Annotated in this window: 15 protein-coding genes and 1 pseudogene (1 of these 16 running past the window's edge); 4 read left to right on the top strand and 12 right to left on the bottom strand. The window is 67.7% G+C overall.

All coding sequences use genetic code 11. From position 1 onward, the window contains the following. From A2X88_08340 to A2X88_08315, 6 genes and pseudogenes are all read right to left on the bottom strand, one after another. Window positions 1–204 (bottom strand): annotated as a pseudogene (locus A2X88_08340) (hypothetical protein) (it extends 237 nt beyond the left edge of the window). 13 nt (window positions 205–217) lie between these two features. Next, window positions 218–1,345 (bottom strand): type IV pili twitching motility protein PilT, encoded by a 1,128-nt coding sequence (locus A2X88_08335; protein OGP34860.1) that lies wholly within the window; start codon window positions 1,343–1,345, stop codon window positions 218–220. Further along, window positions 1,346–2,377: a recombinase RecA gene (locus A2X88_08330; GenBank protein ID OGP34859.1), complete on the bottom strand. Its 1,032-nt coding sequence runs from the start codon at window positions 2,375–2,377 to the stop codon at window positions 1,346–1,348. A 34-nt stretch (window positions 2,378–2,411) separates the two neighbouring features. Continuing rightward, complete coding sequence (locus A2X88_08325; protein ID OGP34858.1) at window positions 2,412–2,966, bottom strand: 2'-5' RNA ligase; 555 nt, start codon at window positions 2,964–2,966, stop codon at window positions 2,412–2,414. A 2-nt stretch (window positions 2,967–2,968) separates the two neighbouring features. Continuing rightward, window positions 2,969–3,463, bottom strand: coding sequence for a hypothetical protein (locus A2X88_08320; protein ID OGP34857.1), 495 nt, complete (start codon window positions 3,461–3,463; stop codon window positions 2,969–2,971). Continuing rightward, window positions 3,460–3,930 (bottom strand): hypothetical protein, encoded by a 471-nt coding sequence (locus A2X88_08315; protein ID OGP34856.1) that lies wholly within the window; start codon window positions 3,928–3,930, stop codon window positions 3,460–3,462. The genes A2X88_08320 and A2X88_08315 overlap by 4 nt, the downstream gene beginning before the upstream one ends. 57 nt (window positions 3,931–3,987) lie before the next feature. On the opposite strand from A2X88_08315, the gene A2X88_08310 reads away from it, so the two are divergent. Together A2X88_08310 and A2X88_08305 are read left to right on the top strand one after the other, a co-directional pair. Next, a complete protein-coding gene (locus A2X88_08310; protein ID OGP34855.1) occupies window positions 3,988–5,556 on the top strand; it encodes a hypothetical protein in 1,569 nt (522 codons plus the stop codon). Window positions 5,557–5,568: 12 nt separating this feature from the next. Further along, a complete protein-coding gene (locus tag A2X88_08305; protein OGP34854.1) occupies window positions 5,569–6,972 on the top strand; it encodes a hypothetical protein in 1,404 nt (467 codons plus the stop codon). A gap of 24 nt (window positions 6,973–6,996) precedes the next feature. Here A2X88_08305 and A2X88_08300 read toward each other — a convergent pair whose 3' ends face one another. Next, window positions 6,997–7,569: a hypothetical protein gene (locus tag A2X88_08300; protein ID OGP34853.1), complete on the bottom strand. Its 573-nt coding sequence runs from the start codon at window positions 7,567–7,569 to the stop codon at window positions 6,997–6,999. Between the two features lie 137 nt (window positions 7,570–7,706). Here A2X88_08300 and A2X88_08295 point away from each other — a divergent pair, with 137 nt between their 5' ends. Then, window positions 7,707–8,138, top strand: coding sequence for a hypothetical protein (locus tag A2X88_08295; protein OGP34852.1), 432 nt, complete (start codon window positions 7,707–7,709; stop codon window positions 8,136–8,138). A 7-nt stretch (window positions 8,139–8,145) separates the two neighbouring features. Continuing rightward, window positions 8,146–9,213, top strand: a complete 1,068-nt coding sequence (locus A2X88_08290; protein OGP34851.1) for a hypothetical protein — start codon at window positions 8,146–8,148, stop codon at window positions 9,211–9,213. Here the strand turns inward: A2X88_08290 and A2X88_08285 are convergent. The 5 genes from A2X88_08285 to A2X88_08265 all read right to left on the bottom strand — a co-directional run bounded on the left by A2X88_08285 (window position 9,191) and on the right by A2X88_08265 (window position 15,483). Next, a complete protein-coding gene (locus A2X88_08285) occupies window positions 9,191–9,589 on the bottom strand; it encodes a hypothetical protein (GenBank protein OGP34850.1) in 399 nt (132 codons plus the stop codon). The two genes, A2X88_08290 and A2X88_08285, sit on opposite strands and share 23 nt — an antisense overlap. Window positions 9,590–9,620: 31 nt before the next feature. Next, window positions 9,621–10,991 carry a ribosomal protein S12 methylthiotransferase RimO gene (locus tag A2X88_08280; protein OGP34849.1) on the bottom strand — a complete coding sequence of 457 codons (1,371 nt, stop codon included), beginning with the start codon at window positions 10,989–10,991 and terminating at the stop codon, window positions 9,621–9,623. Further along, window positions 10,988–11,611: a hypothetical protein gene (locus A2X88_08275; protein OGP34848.1), complete on the bottom strand. Its 624-nt coding sequence runs from the start codon at window positions 11,609–11,611 to the stop codon at window positions 10,988–10,990. Before A2X88_08275 ends, A2X88_08280 begins: the two co-directional genes overlap by 4 nt. Window positions 11,612–11,674: 63 nt before the next feature. Next, window positions 11,675–13,828, bottom strand: a complete 2,154-nt coding sequence (locus A2X88_08270; protein OGP34847.1) for a hypothetical protein — start codon at window positions 13,826–13,828, stop codon at window positions 11,675–11,677. Window positions 13,829–13,830: 2 nt separating this feature from the next. Further along, window positions 13,831–15,483, bottom strand: a complete 1,653-nt coding sequence (locus A2X88_08265; protein ID OGP34846.1) for a ribonuclease J — start codon at window positions 15,481–15,483, stop codon at window positions 13,831–13,833. Window positions 15,484–15,513 lie beyond the last annotated feature (30 nt).

Below are 15,513 nucleotides of genomic sequence, written 5' to 3'. Positions count from 1 at the left end.
CCGACGCTCGCAGCGGTAGTACCGGGCCAGTCGTCCGCAGAGGGACCGGTCGTCGGCAAGCCCCAGCTCCCGCAGCCGGCCCAGGGCGGATTCCGCCTCGGGCCCGGCGAACCCCTTCCGGATCAGCCGGAACCGGATCTCCCCTTCGCTCAAGGCCCGCCGGGACAGCATCGCCATGGCGGAAGCCAGCGCGCCTCCCCCCATGGGGCCCTCCCCCCTACGGTTCCGGGGGCGGCTCGCTCTTGTCAAAATCGTCCCAGGTGAGATCGGACGTGGAGGAGATCCCGCGGACGCGGAGCGAAAAGTCGTCGGGGTTGGAGGCCTGCCGGAGCGCCTCCTCCAGAGTGATCAGGTTCTCCTTGTACAGCGCCATCAGCGACTGGTCGAAGGTCTGCATCCCGTAGCTGACGTACCCCTGCGCGATCGCTTCCCGGATCTTCTTCGTCTTGTCCTTGTCCTCGATATATTCCCGGACCCGCGCCGTGTTGATCATGATCTCGACCGCGGGAACCCGCCCGGTTCCGTCCCTGCGCGGTACGAGCCGTTGGGAGATGACGCTCTTGAGAAGGGTCGAGAGCTGGAGCCGGATCTGCTTCTGCTGAAAGGGGGGAAAGATCCCGACGATCCGGTTGATCGTCTCGGCGGCGTCCAGCGTGTGGAGCGTGGAGAGGACGAGGTGGCCGGTCTCGGCCGCCATGATGGCGGTCTCGATCGTGTCGAGATCCCGCATCTCGCCCACCAGGATCACGTCCGGATCCTGCCGGAGGGCGCTTTTCAGCGCCCCGGTGAAGGAGATGGTGTCCGACCCGATCTCGCGCTGGTTGATGATGCTCTTCCGGTCGCGGAGGAGAAACTCGATCGGGTCCTCGATCGTGATGATGTGGCAGCTTCGGTTGTTGTTGATCTGCTCGATGATCGAGGCCAGCGTCGTCGACTTTCCGCAGCCGGTGGTCCCCGTGCACAGGATCAGCCCCCGGTGCTCCGTGGAGATCTTCTCGAGGACCTTCGGGAGATGGAGGTCCGCAAACGAGAGGGCGCCCACCGGGATGACCCGGATGGCGATCCCGACCGTCCCCCGCTGGAGAAACACGTTCACCCGGAACCGCCCGAGCCCCGCGACGCTGTAGGCGCAGTCGACCTCGTGGGTCTTCTCGAACTTCTCCCGCTGGTCGTCGCTGAAGATCTGCGCGCCCATCGCCTGGATGTCCTCCGGCCGGAGCGGCTGGGGGGTTTTCAGGGGAAGCAGCTTCCCGTTCACCCGGAGGACGGGGGGAAGCCCGACCTTCAGGTGGATGTCGGACGCGGAATGCTTGATCGCGGACTTGAGGATCTCGTTCAACTCCACCTAGGAAGTTCCCTCCTTCACGGCTGCTCCCGGACCCGGCACCCCGGATTTCTCGAGGATCTTCCGGCGGACCTCCCCGGTGATCTCGGGATGGTCCTTCAGGAAGACCCGGGCGTTCTCCCTCCCCTGGCCGATCCGCTCGCCGGCGATGGAGTACCAGGATCCGCTCTTCTCCACGAGGCCCGTCTCCACCCCGAGGTCTAGGATGTCCCCCTCCTGGGAGATCCCCTCCCCGAAGAGGATGTCGAACTCCGCCTCCCGGAAGGGGGGGGCGAGTTTGTTCTTGACCACCTTCACCCGCGTGCGGGCCCCCACGACCCCCTCGTCCTTCTTGATCTGGGTGATCCGGCGGATATCCAGGCGGACGGAGGCGTAGAACTTCAGGGCGTTCCCGCCGGTGGTCGTCTCGGGGTTCCCGAACATCACCCCGATCTTCATCCGGATCTGGTTGATGAAGACGACCGCCGTCTGGGACTTGCTGATCGACCCGGTAAGCTTCCGGAGGGCCTGGGACATCAGGCGCGCCTGGAGCCCCATGTGGGAATCCCCCATCTCCCCCTCGATCTCGGCCTTCGGGACCAGCGCCGCGACCGAGTCGACGACGAGGACGTCGAGGGCACCGCTGCGGACGAGCATCTCGGCGATCTCGAGCGCCTGCTCCCCGGTGTCGGGCTGGGAGATGAGGAGGTCGTCCGTGTTCAGTCCGAGCTTCCGGGCATACCCGAGATCCAGGGCATGCTCGGCGTCGATGAACCCCGCGATCCCCCCCTGCCGCTGGGCCTGCGCGATGATGTGAAGGGCCAGGGTGGTCTTCCCCGAAGCCTCCGGCCCGAAGATCTCGCTCACCCGTCCCCGGGGGATCCCGCCGATGCCGAGCGCCACGTCCAGCGACAGCGCCCCGGTGGGAATGACGGGGATGTCCTTGACCGGGACATCGCTCCCCAGGCGCATGATCGCGCCCTTCCCGTAGTTCTTCTCGATCGCCGAAAGCGCCATCTCGAGCGCCTTCCGCCGGTTCGGGTCCTGGCTCATCCTCCCTGCTCCTTCCTGTTCCGTTTTCCCCGGCTTACCCCCCGAACGGCACGTCGACCAGCACCGTGTAGGTCGATCCCGACGGAGAGAGCCGGCTTTCGTACAACTGGTACGACCTTGCGGGCACTTCGCCGAACCGCTTTCCGGAAAGGGCGCCGCCGAACCGTTCCGTCCATCCCGCCGGAAGCCGTCTGCGTACGCGGCCCACCGTGACATGCGGGTGGAACGGCCTCCCCTCCCGTGGGAATCCCGCCCCCGCCAGGATGTTCTCCATATTCTGGTGCAACTTCCTTACCGGATCAAGAGGTTCCCGGACCCCGGCCCAGAGAATCCTCGGGGAGGACAGGGTCGGGAAGCCGCCCGCCCCCTCCACGAGAAGCCGGAACGGACCGGTTCCCCTGGCCGACTCGGCCAGCAGCCCTCCCAGTTCCCCGACACGGGCGTCCGGAACCTCCCCGAGGAACTTCAGCGTGATGTGGAGGTTTTCGGCCCGCGTCCAGGAGACCGGCAGCCCCGTCTCCGCCACGGGGGAGAGGGCACGCACGATCGAGGTCCGGCACTCCTCCGGGAGGCCGATCCCCACGAACATCCTCACCCTTCCCCCTCCTGCCGCTGGGGGACACACTCGAGCAAAAGCCCGAGCGCCCGGACCACCGTCTCCCTGCGGACCGCGTCCCGGCCTCCCCGGAGCCGGAAACGGTGCGAGAGCCGGACCTTCGGCGTGGCGACCCCGATGCAGACGGTCCCCACCGGCTTCTCCGGGGTCCCGCCGCCCGGCCCGGCGATGCCGGTCGTGCCGATCCCGACATCCCCCCCGAACCTCCTCCTGGCCCCCTCGGCCATCGCCACGGCAACCTCCTCGCTCACCGCGCCGTGCCTTGCGAGCAACGGCTCGGCGACGTCGAGGTCCCTGGTCTTGGAGAGGTTCCCGTAGGCCACGACCCCCCCCAGGAAATAGGCGGAGCTGCCCGGGACCCCGGTCAGCGCCTCGCTCACCCCGCCGCCGGTGCAGGACTCCCCCACGGCGACGGTCCATCCCGCCCCGGAAAGCGCCTTTCCCGCCCGGAGCGCGAGGGTACGGATCACCCGATCAGCCAAGCGATCCCCCGGTAGGCGAGGTTGGCATAAAGGCCGGCGAAGAGATCGTCGGCGACGACATAGGCCGCCCCCTCCCTCCGATCCATCCAGGCGGCCGGTCCGAATTTCAGGATATCGAACAGCCGGAACAGAAGAAACACCGAAAGGACCGGAACGATCCCCCAGGGGATCCCGGTCGCAGCCAGCAGCATCCCGGCCACCTCGTCGATGACGGCGGTCGGCGGATCCTTCCTCCCCGTTTCAAGCATCTCCGCTCGTATCGCCGGCACCGAGAGGAGGAGCAGCAGCGCGAGCGCCCCGAAGTGGATCACCCCCGTTCCGCCTCCCCAGTACCAGAGCGGGAGGGCCAGCAGCGAACCGGCCGTTCCCGGAGCCAGTGGAACGTACCCTGCTCCGAACCCGGTGGCCAGGATCCTCCATGCCGTGACGCCCGGAAAACGATTGACTTGGGACATAGGCATCATTAGATTATAAACATTTGGGATTTTAAATAATAAAACCTGTTTTCATCCATGGACCCCAAGGCGGATCAGGCGGAAAATCTGTTGCATCAGAAGGTTTCCCTGGCGGTGGTCGAAATGGCCAAGGGAATCAAGAACGTCAGTTTCTACCCGGAAGGCCACCCCGCCCTGATCCAGAGCATCTGGAAGATCGTCACCACCCTCGAAGAGCTCCCCCTCCCCGAAACCGGGCTGGAGATCGACGTCACCAAAAACGCCCTCCTGTTCCGGAGCGTGCCCCTGCCGGCCTCGAACAAGGCAGTGGCGGACCTGAACCGGGAGCTCTACCACCGGCACGTGAGCAGGATGATCTTCCTCCCCGGACAGAAGGTCGAGGAGATGACCGCGTTCCTGACCCTCCTCAACCGGGATAGCCAGGATATCCAGGACGAGGGGGGGCTCGAGCGGGTCCTCCTCCGGGGGAAGATTTCGCGCATCTGGGCGAACCGGGTCGACTACGAAGGGCTGACCGAGATGCTGAAGAAGGACGAGCTGGAGGAAACGGGGGAGGAGGAATTGGCGCTGAAAGCCTCCGACCTCGACTTCGGCCTCGAGGAGACCCGGCCCGAGGATGTCACCATCGAGGCGCTTCTGAAGAAGATCGCCGCGGAGACCGACCCTTCCGCCTACCGCGAGCATGTCATCTCCCTGACGAAGGCGCTGCTCGAGGAGCCGGTGGACCGGAGAATCGAGTTCTCCACCCGCGCGCTGTCGATCTTCGTCCGGCACATGGAGCACCCCCCGGGGAAAAGCGAGGAGATCGCCGGCCTGGCCCGGATGGCGATCAAGGAGCTGGCGAACGATGTTCTGGTGTCCTACTACATCCGGCGCCTGCAGGACCATGGTGCCCGGGATCGCAGCGAGGCGGAGCACGTCCTCGCGGCCTTCGGAGACCGGGCCGTGAAGGCGCTCCTTTCCGCCCTCGCGGAGGAGGGGGACCTGCTCGTCCGGAAGTCGATCGTGGACATCGTCGTGCGGATCGGCCGCCCTGCGCTGCCGTTCCTGCTCGACACCCTCTCCGACTCCCGGTGGTACGTCGTGCGGAACATCGTCACGATCCTGGGAGGCCTCGGGATCCCGGATCTCGCCCCCCACATCGCCTCGGTCCTCTCGCACCCGGACCTCCGGGTGAAGAAGGAGGCGATCAAGGCGCTGTCGCGGATCAACCATCCCTCCGCGGTGCTCTCGCTGGGCGAGCTCTGCTTCTTCCCGGAGGAAACGGTGGCGCTGACCGCCACCGCGGCCCTCTCTGTAAAGCGGGAGCCGGAGGCGGTGATGACCCTCTACCGGCGCGTCGTCGAGCGGAAGCTGTTCTACCCGAGCTACCGGCTGGCCCACGAGGCGATCGATTCCCTCCGGACCATCGGCACCCAAGAGGCCCTCGACGCCCTCGAGGGGATCCTGGGCGCGTCGGCGATCTGGGAAACGCTAAATTTCCGCGCGATGAAAACCCACGCGCTCCGGAGCATCTCAAGGATGGAGGGGAACCGCGCAAGGGAGATCGTGCAGAGAGCTGCTCAGTCCCCGAAGGCATACCTCCGGATAGAAGCGGAACGCGCCCTGAAACGGACCGAGGGGTAGACGGAACAGACGATGGACCGCAGGCAGCAGGAACAGGTGATCGGAAACATCATCCGGTTGCTGGGGACCTCCCTGAAGAACCGGAGGCTTTACCCCGCGACACACCCCTCCGTGCGGTCTCCCGTCGACAAATGCTTCTCCGACCTGCTCCTCTTCTTCGCGGACCGGAAGGAGCTCGCCCTCGCCATCGCGGACGGCACGCTGGTCTTCGAGGGGGTCCCGATCTTCAGCCTGACCTCTTCCCTCGAACTCTTCATGCAGCGGCTGGCGGCGATCGGGATTCCGGCGCTCATCTTCGACAGGGGGCTTACCTCCGACGAGATCGAGGCCTTCATCCGGTATCTCCACGAGGCGAAGGAGGAGGGGCTCGACGCCCCGGAGATCCAGAGGCAGCTCCTGGCCCAGGGGATCCTCCACCTCCGGGTGAGGCCGCCCGAGGAGGACGAGGAGGACGATCACGCCCTCGCCCGGGAGATCTACGACAACGCGGTGAACGCGGTCGTCTCCGTCCTGCAGGAAGTGCGGATGGGGAGGATCCCCTCGGGCGCGGAATCGGAGCGGGTCGCGGGAGACCTGAGCAGCATGCTCCGGAGGAACCGCGACGCCATCCTGGCCCTGACGCTGATCAAGAACTACGACGAGTACACCTACACCCACTCCGTGAACGTGTCGATCATCTCCCTTGCGCTGGCGGACGCGCTCGCCATCCCCACCCGGGAGAAGATCGAGATCGGAGTCGCAGGGCTCCTCCACGACGTGGGGAAGACCCGGCTCGCCCTCGACCTGATCCGGAAGCCGGGAACCCTCACCCCGGAGGAGTTCGAGGAGATCAAGAAGCACCCGGAGGAAGGGTTCGTCCTTCTGGGGAAGATGCCGCACATTCATCCCGGCTCCGCCCACATGGTCCGGGAGCACCATATGCGGTACGACCGGAAGGGCTACCCGGAGCTGGATCCGGATTACCGGACCCACTCCTATTCGCAGATCATCGCCGTGGCCGACTGCTTCGACGCGCTGACGACGATGCGATCGTACCAGAAGGCGAGGACCCCGCTCGGTGCGCTGGAGCTCATGCGGAAGGTCGGCGGGAAATCGGTCGACCCGAACCATGTCGCGGTGCTCTCGAAGATCATGGGGAGCTACCCGATCGGGACGATGGTGCGGCTCACCACGATGGAAGTGGGGGTCGTGCTCGGCATGGGGCTCCCCGGTCAGGGCCCCTCAAAGGTGGCGCTTCTCTTCGACCGCCAGGGGAACCCGCTTCCCCGGCCGGAACATCTGGATCTCACGGAAAAGGATCCGAAGACGGGCCAACATCTCCGCGCGATCCTCGGTACGGTGAATCCCCTGCTCTATCCGGACGCGGGGAAGGAAGTCTTCCTGCAGGAATCCCAGCCGCAGCCGCCCCCGGAGTAGCGTCGTTCCCGGAACGGCGCCGCACTAGCGGTCGGCGCTCCACTCCCCGAGGGCGCGGGCTGCGGCCGCGCGCACCGTTTCGCTCTCCGCCCCCGAGTAGCGCAGGACATGCTTCCACCCCTCCCCCTCGGCGACCCGCGCGTAGGCCACGATCGCCTTTCCGCGGACCTCGAAGTCCGGGTGGTCCAGGTACCTCTCCAGGATCGGGGCCAACTCCTTCCGGGAGGATTTCCCGAGCGCCTCCAGGAGATTCCCCAGCACGACCCCGTTCTCCCTGGTCAGCTGCTCCACCAGCGCCTTCAGCACCTGCGGAGTCGGGCTGGATTCGAGGGCCCGGACGGCGGCTCCCCGCACCTCCGCTTCGCCGTCCGACAGCGCGGCCAGCAGGATGGAGAGCCCCTCCCTGCCCCCGATCTCCTCGGCGGCGAACACGATCCGCACCCTCTCCTCGAGGGTTCCCACGCGGAGCCTTTCCAGGTAGGCGGTATGCGATTTTCTCGCCCGGAGCCGGTCCATGGCGGCGGATGCGGAGACCCGCACGGACAGGGAGGGATCCGAAAGCATCCCCTGTAGGGTCTCCATGATCCTGTCGATCACCGTGCGACCACCTCCGGGATTCCTTTACTCTTACCGGACCCCGGGGGATTCGTCAACCACGATCCCGGGCCTGGAAGGAATCCCGGATTGACGGACGGGAGGGTCGGCCCGTACACTCTCCCGGGAGGTGAAGGATCGTGGAGAAGGGTACGGGAAGGCTGCTGGGCCTGGATTACGGAAGCCACCGGATCGGGGTCGCGGTATCGGATCCGCTCGGCCTGATCGCCCAGCCGCTGCCGGCCATCCGGAGGCGGGGGGACAACCGGGACATCGAGTCGATCGGGGCCCTCGTCCGCGAATTCTCCGTCGAGGCGGTGGTCCTCGGGCTTCCCCTGATGCTCGACGGGACGGAAGGGGTCCAGGCGAAACGGGCGAAGGATTTCGGGGCCAAGCTCGGCGGCGCGATCGGGGTGGCGATCGAACCCTGGGACGAGCGGATGACCACCGTGCAGGCGGAGCGGCACCTCATCGCCTCCGGGGTCCGTCGCGAAAAGCGGAAGGAGATCCGGGACAGCCTCTCGGCCGCCCTCCTGCTGCAGAGCCTTCTCGATTTCCGGAACCGGAAGTGAGCGGCCGGTGACCTTCCCTGCGTGGAGGATCCCCGCGGGTGCGGTTCTCGCGGCGGCGGCGCTGTTTTTCTGCCTGGCGCTCATGCGCCCCCCCCAGGAGAACTGGCGCCTGAAGAAGGTCCGGATTCCCCGGGGAAGCGGCTACCCGGAAATCGTCCGGATTCTCACGGAAAGCGGCGTGCTCCGGTTCCCCGCCGTCTTCCGGATCCTCGTGACGGTGACGATGACCGGAACGACGCTCCAGCAGGGGGAGTACGCCTTCCCGGCCCCCCCCTCGGCGCTGGAGCTGTGGCAGAAGATCTCTTCGGGGGACGTCTCCAAATACCCGGTGACGATCCCGGAAGGCTCCACCCTCTACGACGTCGCCCGGATCCTGGCCGACCTGGAGCTGGCCGACCCGGGCGCCTTCGTCGCGGCGGCCACCTCGCCGGGCCTCGCGAACCGCCTCGACATCCCCGGCGACACGGCCGAGGGATTCCTCTTCCCGGACACCTACCTGCTGGTCAAGGACATGCGGGAGGAGGAGATCCTGTCCATCCTGGTCCGCCGGTTCCACCGGCAGTTCACGTCCGACATGCAGAGCGCGGCGGCCGAGCGGAGGCTCACGCTGCACCAGGTCGTCACGATCGCGTCGATCATCGAGAAGGAGACGGGGGTGGAGGCCGAGAAGCCGATCGTCTCCTCGGTCATCCACAGGCGCCTGAAGCTGGGGATGCCGCTGCAGATGGACCCGACCGTGATCTACGGACTGCGGAAGTTCGGCGGGAACCTCTCGAGGAAGGACCTCCAGTCCCCCAATCCGTACAACACCTACCTGAACCGGGGGCTCCCCCCGGGGCCGATCGCGAATCCCGGCCGTTCCGCCCTCATGGCCGCCCTGCGGCCGGAGGACACGCCGTACCTCTACTTCGTCTCCCGGAACGACGGCTCCCACCAGTTCTCGAAAACCCTGGAGGAGCACAACCGGGCGGTAGCCGAATTCCAGAGGGAGCGGGGAGCGAAACCGGAGAAACGCGCGGCACCCGCGGGGGGGACCGGAAAGGAGAACGGCGCTACTCCTCGGCCTCCGCGATAGGAACCTTCTTGATCCCGGTCTCCGAGTCCTCCCGGGTGTACTTCTCCTCCCGCTCGATCACTTCCTTGCACTCCACGCAGTACTTGGCGAAGGGAACGACCTTGAGCCGGGCCTTCGGGATCTTCACGCCGCACTCCTCGCACAGGCCGTAGCTGTTCTCCTCGATCCGGTCGAGCGCGTCCTCGATCTGCTTCAGCTTCGCCTTCTCCCGGTCGGTGAGAAGCATGTCCAGCTCGCGGGTGCGCTCCTCGGAAACCGAGTCGAGGATGTCCCCGATGTCGGGGGGGCTTCCCTCCTTGGTCGCGCGGGAACGGCGGGTAATCTCCCGCACGAGCTCCTCCCGCATCTTGAGGAGCATTTCCCGGATCGTTTTCATCGGTTTCCGACCTCCTCGGTGGCCTGAAAAATTACGTTAGTATACCCGGTGGCGGACCGCTGTCAACCGGTTTTGCCAGCAGGTCCCACTCCCGGGTTCCGGTGATCCGGACCCGGCAGAAGCGGGACGCAACCCCCCGGTACCCCGAGAGAATCACGCTCCCGTCCACCTCCGGGGCCTGGCCCCGGTGGCGCCCCCTTGCCCGCCCCTTCCCGGAGACCTCCTCCACCAGGATTTCGACTTCCCGCCCCGTCATCGCACGGTTGCGCGCGTCCAGGATCCCGGCCTGGGTCTCCTGGACCTGCCGCACCCTCTCCCGCTTCACCCGCTCGGGAATCTGCCGTCCCATCGCGTAGGCCCGGGTTCCCTCCTCCCGCGAATAGGGGAAGGCCCCCAGATAGTCGAACCGCGCCTCCTCCACGAAGCGGAGGAGGCGCGCAAAGGCCGCGTCGGTCTCTCCCGGGAACCCCGCGATCAGCGTGGTCCGCAGAAAGATCCCCGGGATCCTCTCCCGGAGCCGCCGCAGCAGGGAAACAACCTCCTCCGGCCCGTACCGGCGTCCCATCCGGCCCAGCACCCCCGCGTCGATATGCTGGATCGGGATGTCGAGGTACTTGCAGACCTTCTCCTCCCCGGCGACGAGATCGATCAACGGCCTGTCCACCCGGGTCGGGTAGAGGTAGAGGAGCCGGAGCCACCGGAGGTCCCGGATCCGGCAGAGTTCCCGGACGAGGGGAGCCAGCCCGCCGGCTTCCCCGCGGTCCGCCCCGTAGGAGGTGATGTCCTGTCCGATCAGGCAGATCTCCCGGGCCCCGCCCCGCACCAGCATGCGGGCCTCCGCCAGCAGCGATTCCCGGTCCCGGCTTTTCAGCGGTCCCCGGATCCCCGGGATGGCGCAGTAGGCGCAGCGGTGGTCGCACCCCTCCAGGATCTTCAGGTAGGCCGACCCGCCGGCACCCTCCCGGAGCCTGTGCCGGTAGGCCTCGTCCGGCAGGGCGATCTCCTCCACGCGGGAGCGGGGTGCGCTCCCCTCGAACAGTCCCCGGAGCAGGCCGGGGACCGCCGGGATGTCCCCCGGTCCCACGAAGAGGTCCACCTCGGGGAGAGATTCCGGAAGCTCCTCCCGGTACCTGCGGGCCAGGCATCCGGCGACGACCAGGCGGCGGATCGTTCCCCGCTTCTTCAGCCGCGCCATCGCGAGGATCTCCTCGATCGACTCCTCCTTCGCCTCCCGGATGAAGCCGCAGCTGTTCACGATCCCCACGTCGGCCCGACCTCGGGTCACGACGCGGCACCCGTCCCCGGCGAGCAGGCCGGAGAGGACCTCCGCGTCCACCGAGTTCTTCGCGCAGCCGAGCGTGAGGATCCGGACGGTGATCTCCCGCCGCCGCGCCTCGCTCACTCGTCCACCACCTCGACGCCCGGCGGCGTCCGGAAGCGGAACAGGTCGGGCGGGAGGGCGGGATCGATCGCCGTCTTCCCCAGATAGAGGTGGTTCGCCCCCCCCATCCGGTCGTACAGGTGCACTTCCCGGATCACCGCGTCCCCGGCTCCGACGACCAGGTCCACCCGCCGGACCTCGTTCGCGGCCTCCCCCTTCGGGACAAGGCGAAGCGCGATCTCTTCCCCCCCCTTCCGGACGACGGACTCCTCGGCCCGGAAGAACTCGGAGATTTCCCCTTTTCCGAAGAGCAGGAGAAGGGGGATCTTCCCCCCCAGCGCCCGCTCGTCGATCCGCCGGCGGAACAGCTGCGGGGAGTCGGGGGGACGGAAGTAGAAATAGGCCCCGTCCGCGAGAAACAGCTGCGTGTCCGGCGCCTCATAGTCCCACCGCATCCGGAGCGGCCTCTCGAAGTAGACCCGCCCTGCCGCCTTCCGGACGATCCCCAGGCTCTGCAGCGGAACCTCCTGGCGGAAGTCGGCCGACAGGGTCTTCGCCGCCGCGTACCGGGCCGACACCCTCGCCAGGAGGGCCTCCGCGTCGCTTCCGCCGCCGGGCGAGGGCACGGACAGCAGGAGCACCAGGACCGCCGCCGCTACCCACCCGAACCGACTCCCGTGACGCCTGCTCATCCTCCGCCTCCCCTACTCCCGGGCCGTCCGGTAGACCTCGCGGGGCTTTCCCCCCTCCGAGGGGCCTACGATCCCCTGCCGCTCCATCTCCTCGATGATGCGGGCGGCCCGGTTGAACCCGATCTGGAGACGCCGCTGCAGCATGGACACCGAGGCGCGCCCCGCCCGGACCACCTCCTCGACCGCGTCGTCGAACTTCTCGTCCCGGGAGGCGTCCCGCTCCTCCTCCGCCTCCCCCGCCGGGGAGAGGATCGACGGCTCGAAGACCGGCTCCCCCTGGGCGCGGAGATGCCCCGTGACCCGCTGGATCTCCTCCTCGCCCACGTAGGCTCCGTGAACCCGGACGATCCCCGCGATCCCCGGCTGGAGAAACAGCATGTCCCCCCACCCGAGGAGATGTTCCGACCCCGACTGGTCGAGGATCGTCCGCGAATCGAACTGGGAGGCCACCTTGAAGGAGATTCGGGACGGAAAGTTCGCCTTGACCACCCCCGTGAGCACATCCACGGAGGGGCGCTGGGTGGCGAAGATCAGGTGGATCCCGGCGGCCCGGGCCATCTGGGTCAGCTGGGTGATGGAGTCCTCCACCTCCCGGCGGGAGGTGGAGGTCATCATCAGGTCGGCGAGCTCGTCGATCACGATGACGACGAAGGGAAGCCGCGACAGATCCTCCCCCTCCCCTTCGCGGACCTTCGTCCCGGTGGAGAAGCGGGCCCGCTTCGCCACCAGCTGGTTGAAGGCGTCGATGTGCCGCACGCCGTTCTCCATCATGAGCTGGTACCTCCCCCGCATTTCGCCGACCGCCCACTTGAGCACGTGGCCCGCGTCGCGCGGCTGGGTGACGACCGGATGGTAGAGGTGGGGGATCCCTTCGTAGAGGGTGAGCTCCAGCATCTTGGGATCGACCAGGATCAGCCGGACCTCGTCCGGCGTCGCGCGGAACAGGATGGAGAGGATCATGCTGTGGAGGGCGACGCTCTTCCCGGAGCCGGTCGCCCCGGCGATCAGGAGATGGGGCATCTTCGAGAGATCCCGGATGACCGGCTCCCCGAAGATGTCCTTTCCGATCACGAGGGACAGCGCCGCCTCCGAGTCGGCGTAGGCCCGGCACCCCAGAAGCTCCCGGAGCGTGATGCTGACCCGCTTCTCGTTCGGGATCTCGAACCCCATCACCCCCTTCCCGGGGATGTTCGGCACGACGCGGACCGACTCGCACCGCATCGCCAGCGAGAGGTCCCCCGCCATCGCCACGACCCGGTTCGCCTTCACACCCGGGGCGGGCCGGAATTCGTAGGTGGTGACAAGCGGCCCCGTGCGGATCTCGGTGATGTTCCCCTCGATGCCGTGCTGGGAAAGCTTCTCCAGGAGAGCGACGGCGTTGTCCTGCAGGGATCCCTCGTCCGCCCCGTTCCCGTTCCCCTCGGGATGCTCCAGCAGCTCCAGCGGAGGCAGGACGAACCGCTTGCCGCCGGTCCTCGCCCCCGGGGGGGCCTCCGTCACGGGGGACGGGGGCACGATCCGGGGCGGGGGGCTCTCGCGCGGCGGCGGGGGCGCGGGGGCCTCCCCCGTCCGGTCCCCGCGCTCCCGGGAGCCCATCCTCTCCTTCACGATCGCGCGGACCCGCTCCGCCTCCTTCTTCCGCCTCCAGGCGGAAGGGATGCCGCTCAGGGGAATCCCGGTGAGCAGCATGACGGCGAACAGGAACAGGGCCGTGAGCACGATCACTCCCCCTACCCTGCTGAGCAGCTTTCCGAAGAAGTTCACCCCGATCAGGTACCCCGTCAGCCCGGGGAGGAAGAGGTTCGACCCGAAGAGCTGCATGTGACCGGCGAAGAAGCTCAGGATCCCGAGGAGGGAGCAGACCGCGAGCAGCCCCCCCGCGGCCCGGACCCAGTGCCCCGAGAGCCCCTCCCCGCGGAAGATCCAGTAGGAGAGCGCGAGGCAGAGGATCGGGAACCCGATCGCCCCGACCCCGAACAGCTGCAGCAGGAGGTCGGACAGGATCGCCCCGACCGTCCCTCCCCAGTTCCGCACCGGGCCGCCCTCCGAGCTGAAGGAGGACCACGAGGGATCCATCTGGTGGAAGGAGAGGAGCGCGACCGTGAGGAAGATCCCCAGGGCGAAGAAGAGGAGCGCGAGCCCGTCCTTCCGGATCTCCTGCGCCATCGTCAGAGCTCCAGGAGGACGGGCACGATCATCGGCTTCCGCTCCAGCCGCTTGTTGAAGAAGCGGCGCAGCGCCTTCCGGATGCCCGTCGTCAGCTCGGCCATGTCCTTCCTCGTTTCGACCCCCGCCTCCTCCCAGACGGCCAGGACCGTCTCCCGGGCCCCCTCCAGGATCGTGTCCGATCCGTTTTCCGACACCACGCCGCGGGCCACGACCTCGGGGCCGTACAGGATCTCCCCGCCGGCCCGCGAAACGGCCAGCACCACCATGACCAGCCCGCTCTTCGCGAGGTGGAAGCGGTCCTTGAGGACAAGCCCCTCGACCTCCCCCACGTCCTTCCCGTCCACGAACAGGCGCCCCACCTGGACCCTGCCGTCCCGCCCCATCTTCCCGGAGGAGAACTCGAGGATCTCCCCGTTGCGCACCAGTTCGGCATGGCCCACCCCCTCCTCCCGGGCGAGGGTGCAGTGCATGATCAGGTGCCGCGGCTCCCCGTGGACCGGGATGAAGTAGTCGGGACGGACCGCCCGGACCATGGAGCGGAGCTCGTCCCGGCTGGCATGCCCGGACACGTGGATCTCCGAGATCTTCTCATAGAGCACGTCGGCGCCGGAAAGGAAGAGATGGTTGATCACGTTCGCGATCGCCCGCTCGTTCCCCGGGATGAACTTGGACGACAGGACCGCCGTGTCCCCCGCCCGGATGCGGATCGACTTGTGCTCCCCCAGCGCCATCAGGGAGAGGGCCGACCGGGGCTCCCCCTGGCTGCCGGTGGTCAGCACCGCCACCTCCTTTCCCGGGAGGGTTTCGGCGCTCTCCGCGGGGACCAGGATGTCGGGATCCGGAAGGCGCATGCACCCCAACTCGATCGCGGTGGCCACGTTCCCGACCATGCTCCTCCCGCAGAGCGCCACCTTCCTCCCGTGGCGCGCGGCCGCGTTCAGCGCCTCCTGGATCCGGTGGATGTTCGAGGAGAACATCGCGACGATGACCCGGCCCTCCGCGCCGCCGAAAATCTCCGAGAGGGCCTCTCCCACGAACGCCTCGGGGAGGCTGACGCCGTTGCGCTCCACGTTCGTGGAGTCGGAGAAGAGGGCCGTGACCCCCTCCTCCCGGGCGAGCCGTTCCAGCCGCCCGAGATCGGTCCCCACGCCGTCCAGGGGACGGGCGTCGAGCTTGAAGTCCCCCGTGTGGACGAACACCCCCTCCCCGCACCGGAGGATGTACCCGATCCCGTCCGGGATGCTGTGGCAGACGGGGAAGGCCTCCAGGTCGAACCGGCCGAGCCGGAACCGCTCGGTGCGGCCGATCGTGCGAAGCCTCGCCGTCTCCGCCAGCCCGTGCTCGGCCAGCCGATTCCGAAGGAGACCGAGCGTCAGGCGGGTGCCGTAGACGGGGAGGTCGAATTCCTTGAGCAGGAAGGCCACGGCCCCGATATGGTCCTCGTGCCCGTGGGTGAGAAGAACCCCCTCGAGCCGGGAGCCGACCTCCCGGAGAAAGCCGAAGTCGGGGATGACGAAGTCGACCCCCGGCATCGTGTCGTCCGGGAACATGAGGCCGGCGTCCACGAGGAGGGCCGACTCCCCGTCGTCGAAGAGCATCGAGTTCAGGCCGATCTCGCCCAGCCCACCGAGCGGTATCACGCGCAGCGGCATTTCCCGTCCCTCCCGGCGGATCCCGCCGCG

It is taken from the genome of Deltaproteobacteria bacterium GWC2_65_14 (genome assembly GCA_001797615.1).
GTDB lineage: Bacteria > Desulfobacterota > Deferrimicrobia > Deferrimicrobiales > Deferrimicrobiaceae > GWC2-65-14.
This window is presented reverse-complemented; position numbering and strand designations above follow the sequence as displayed.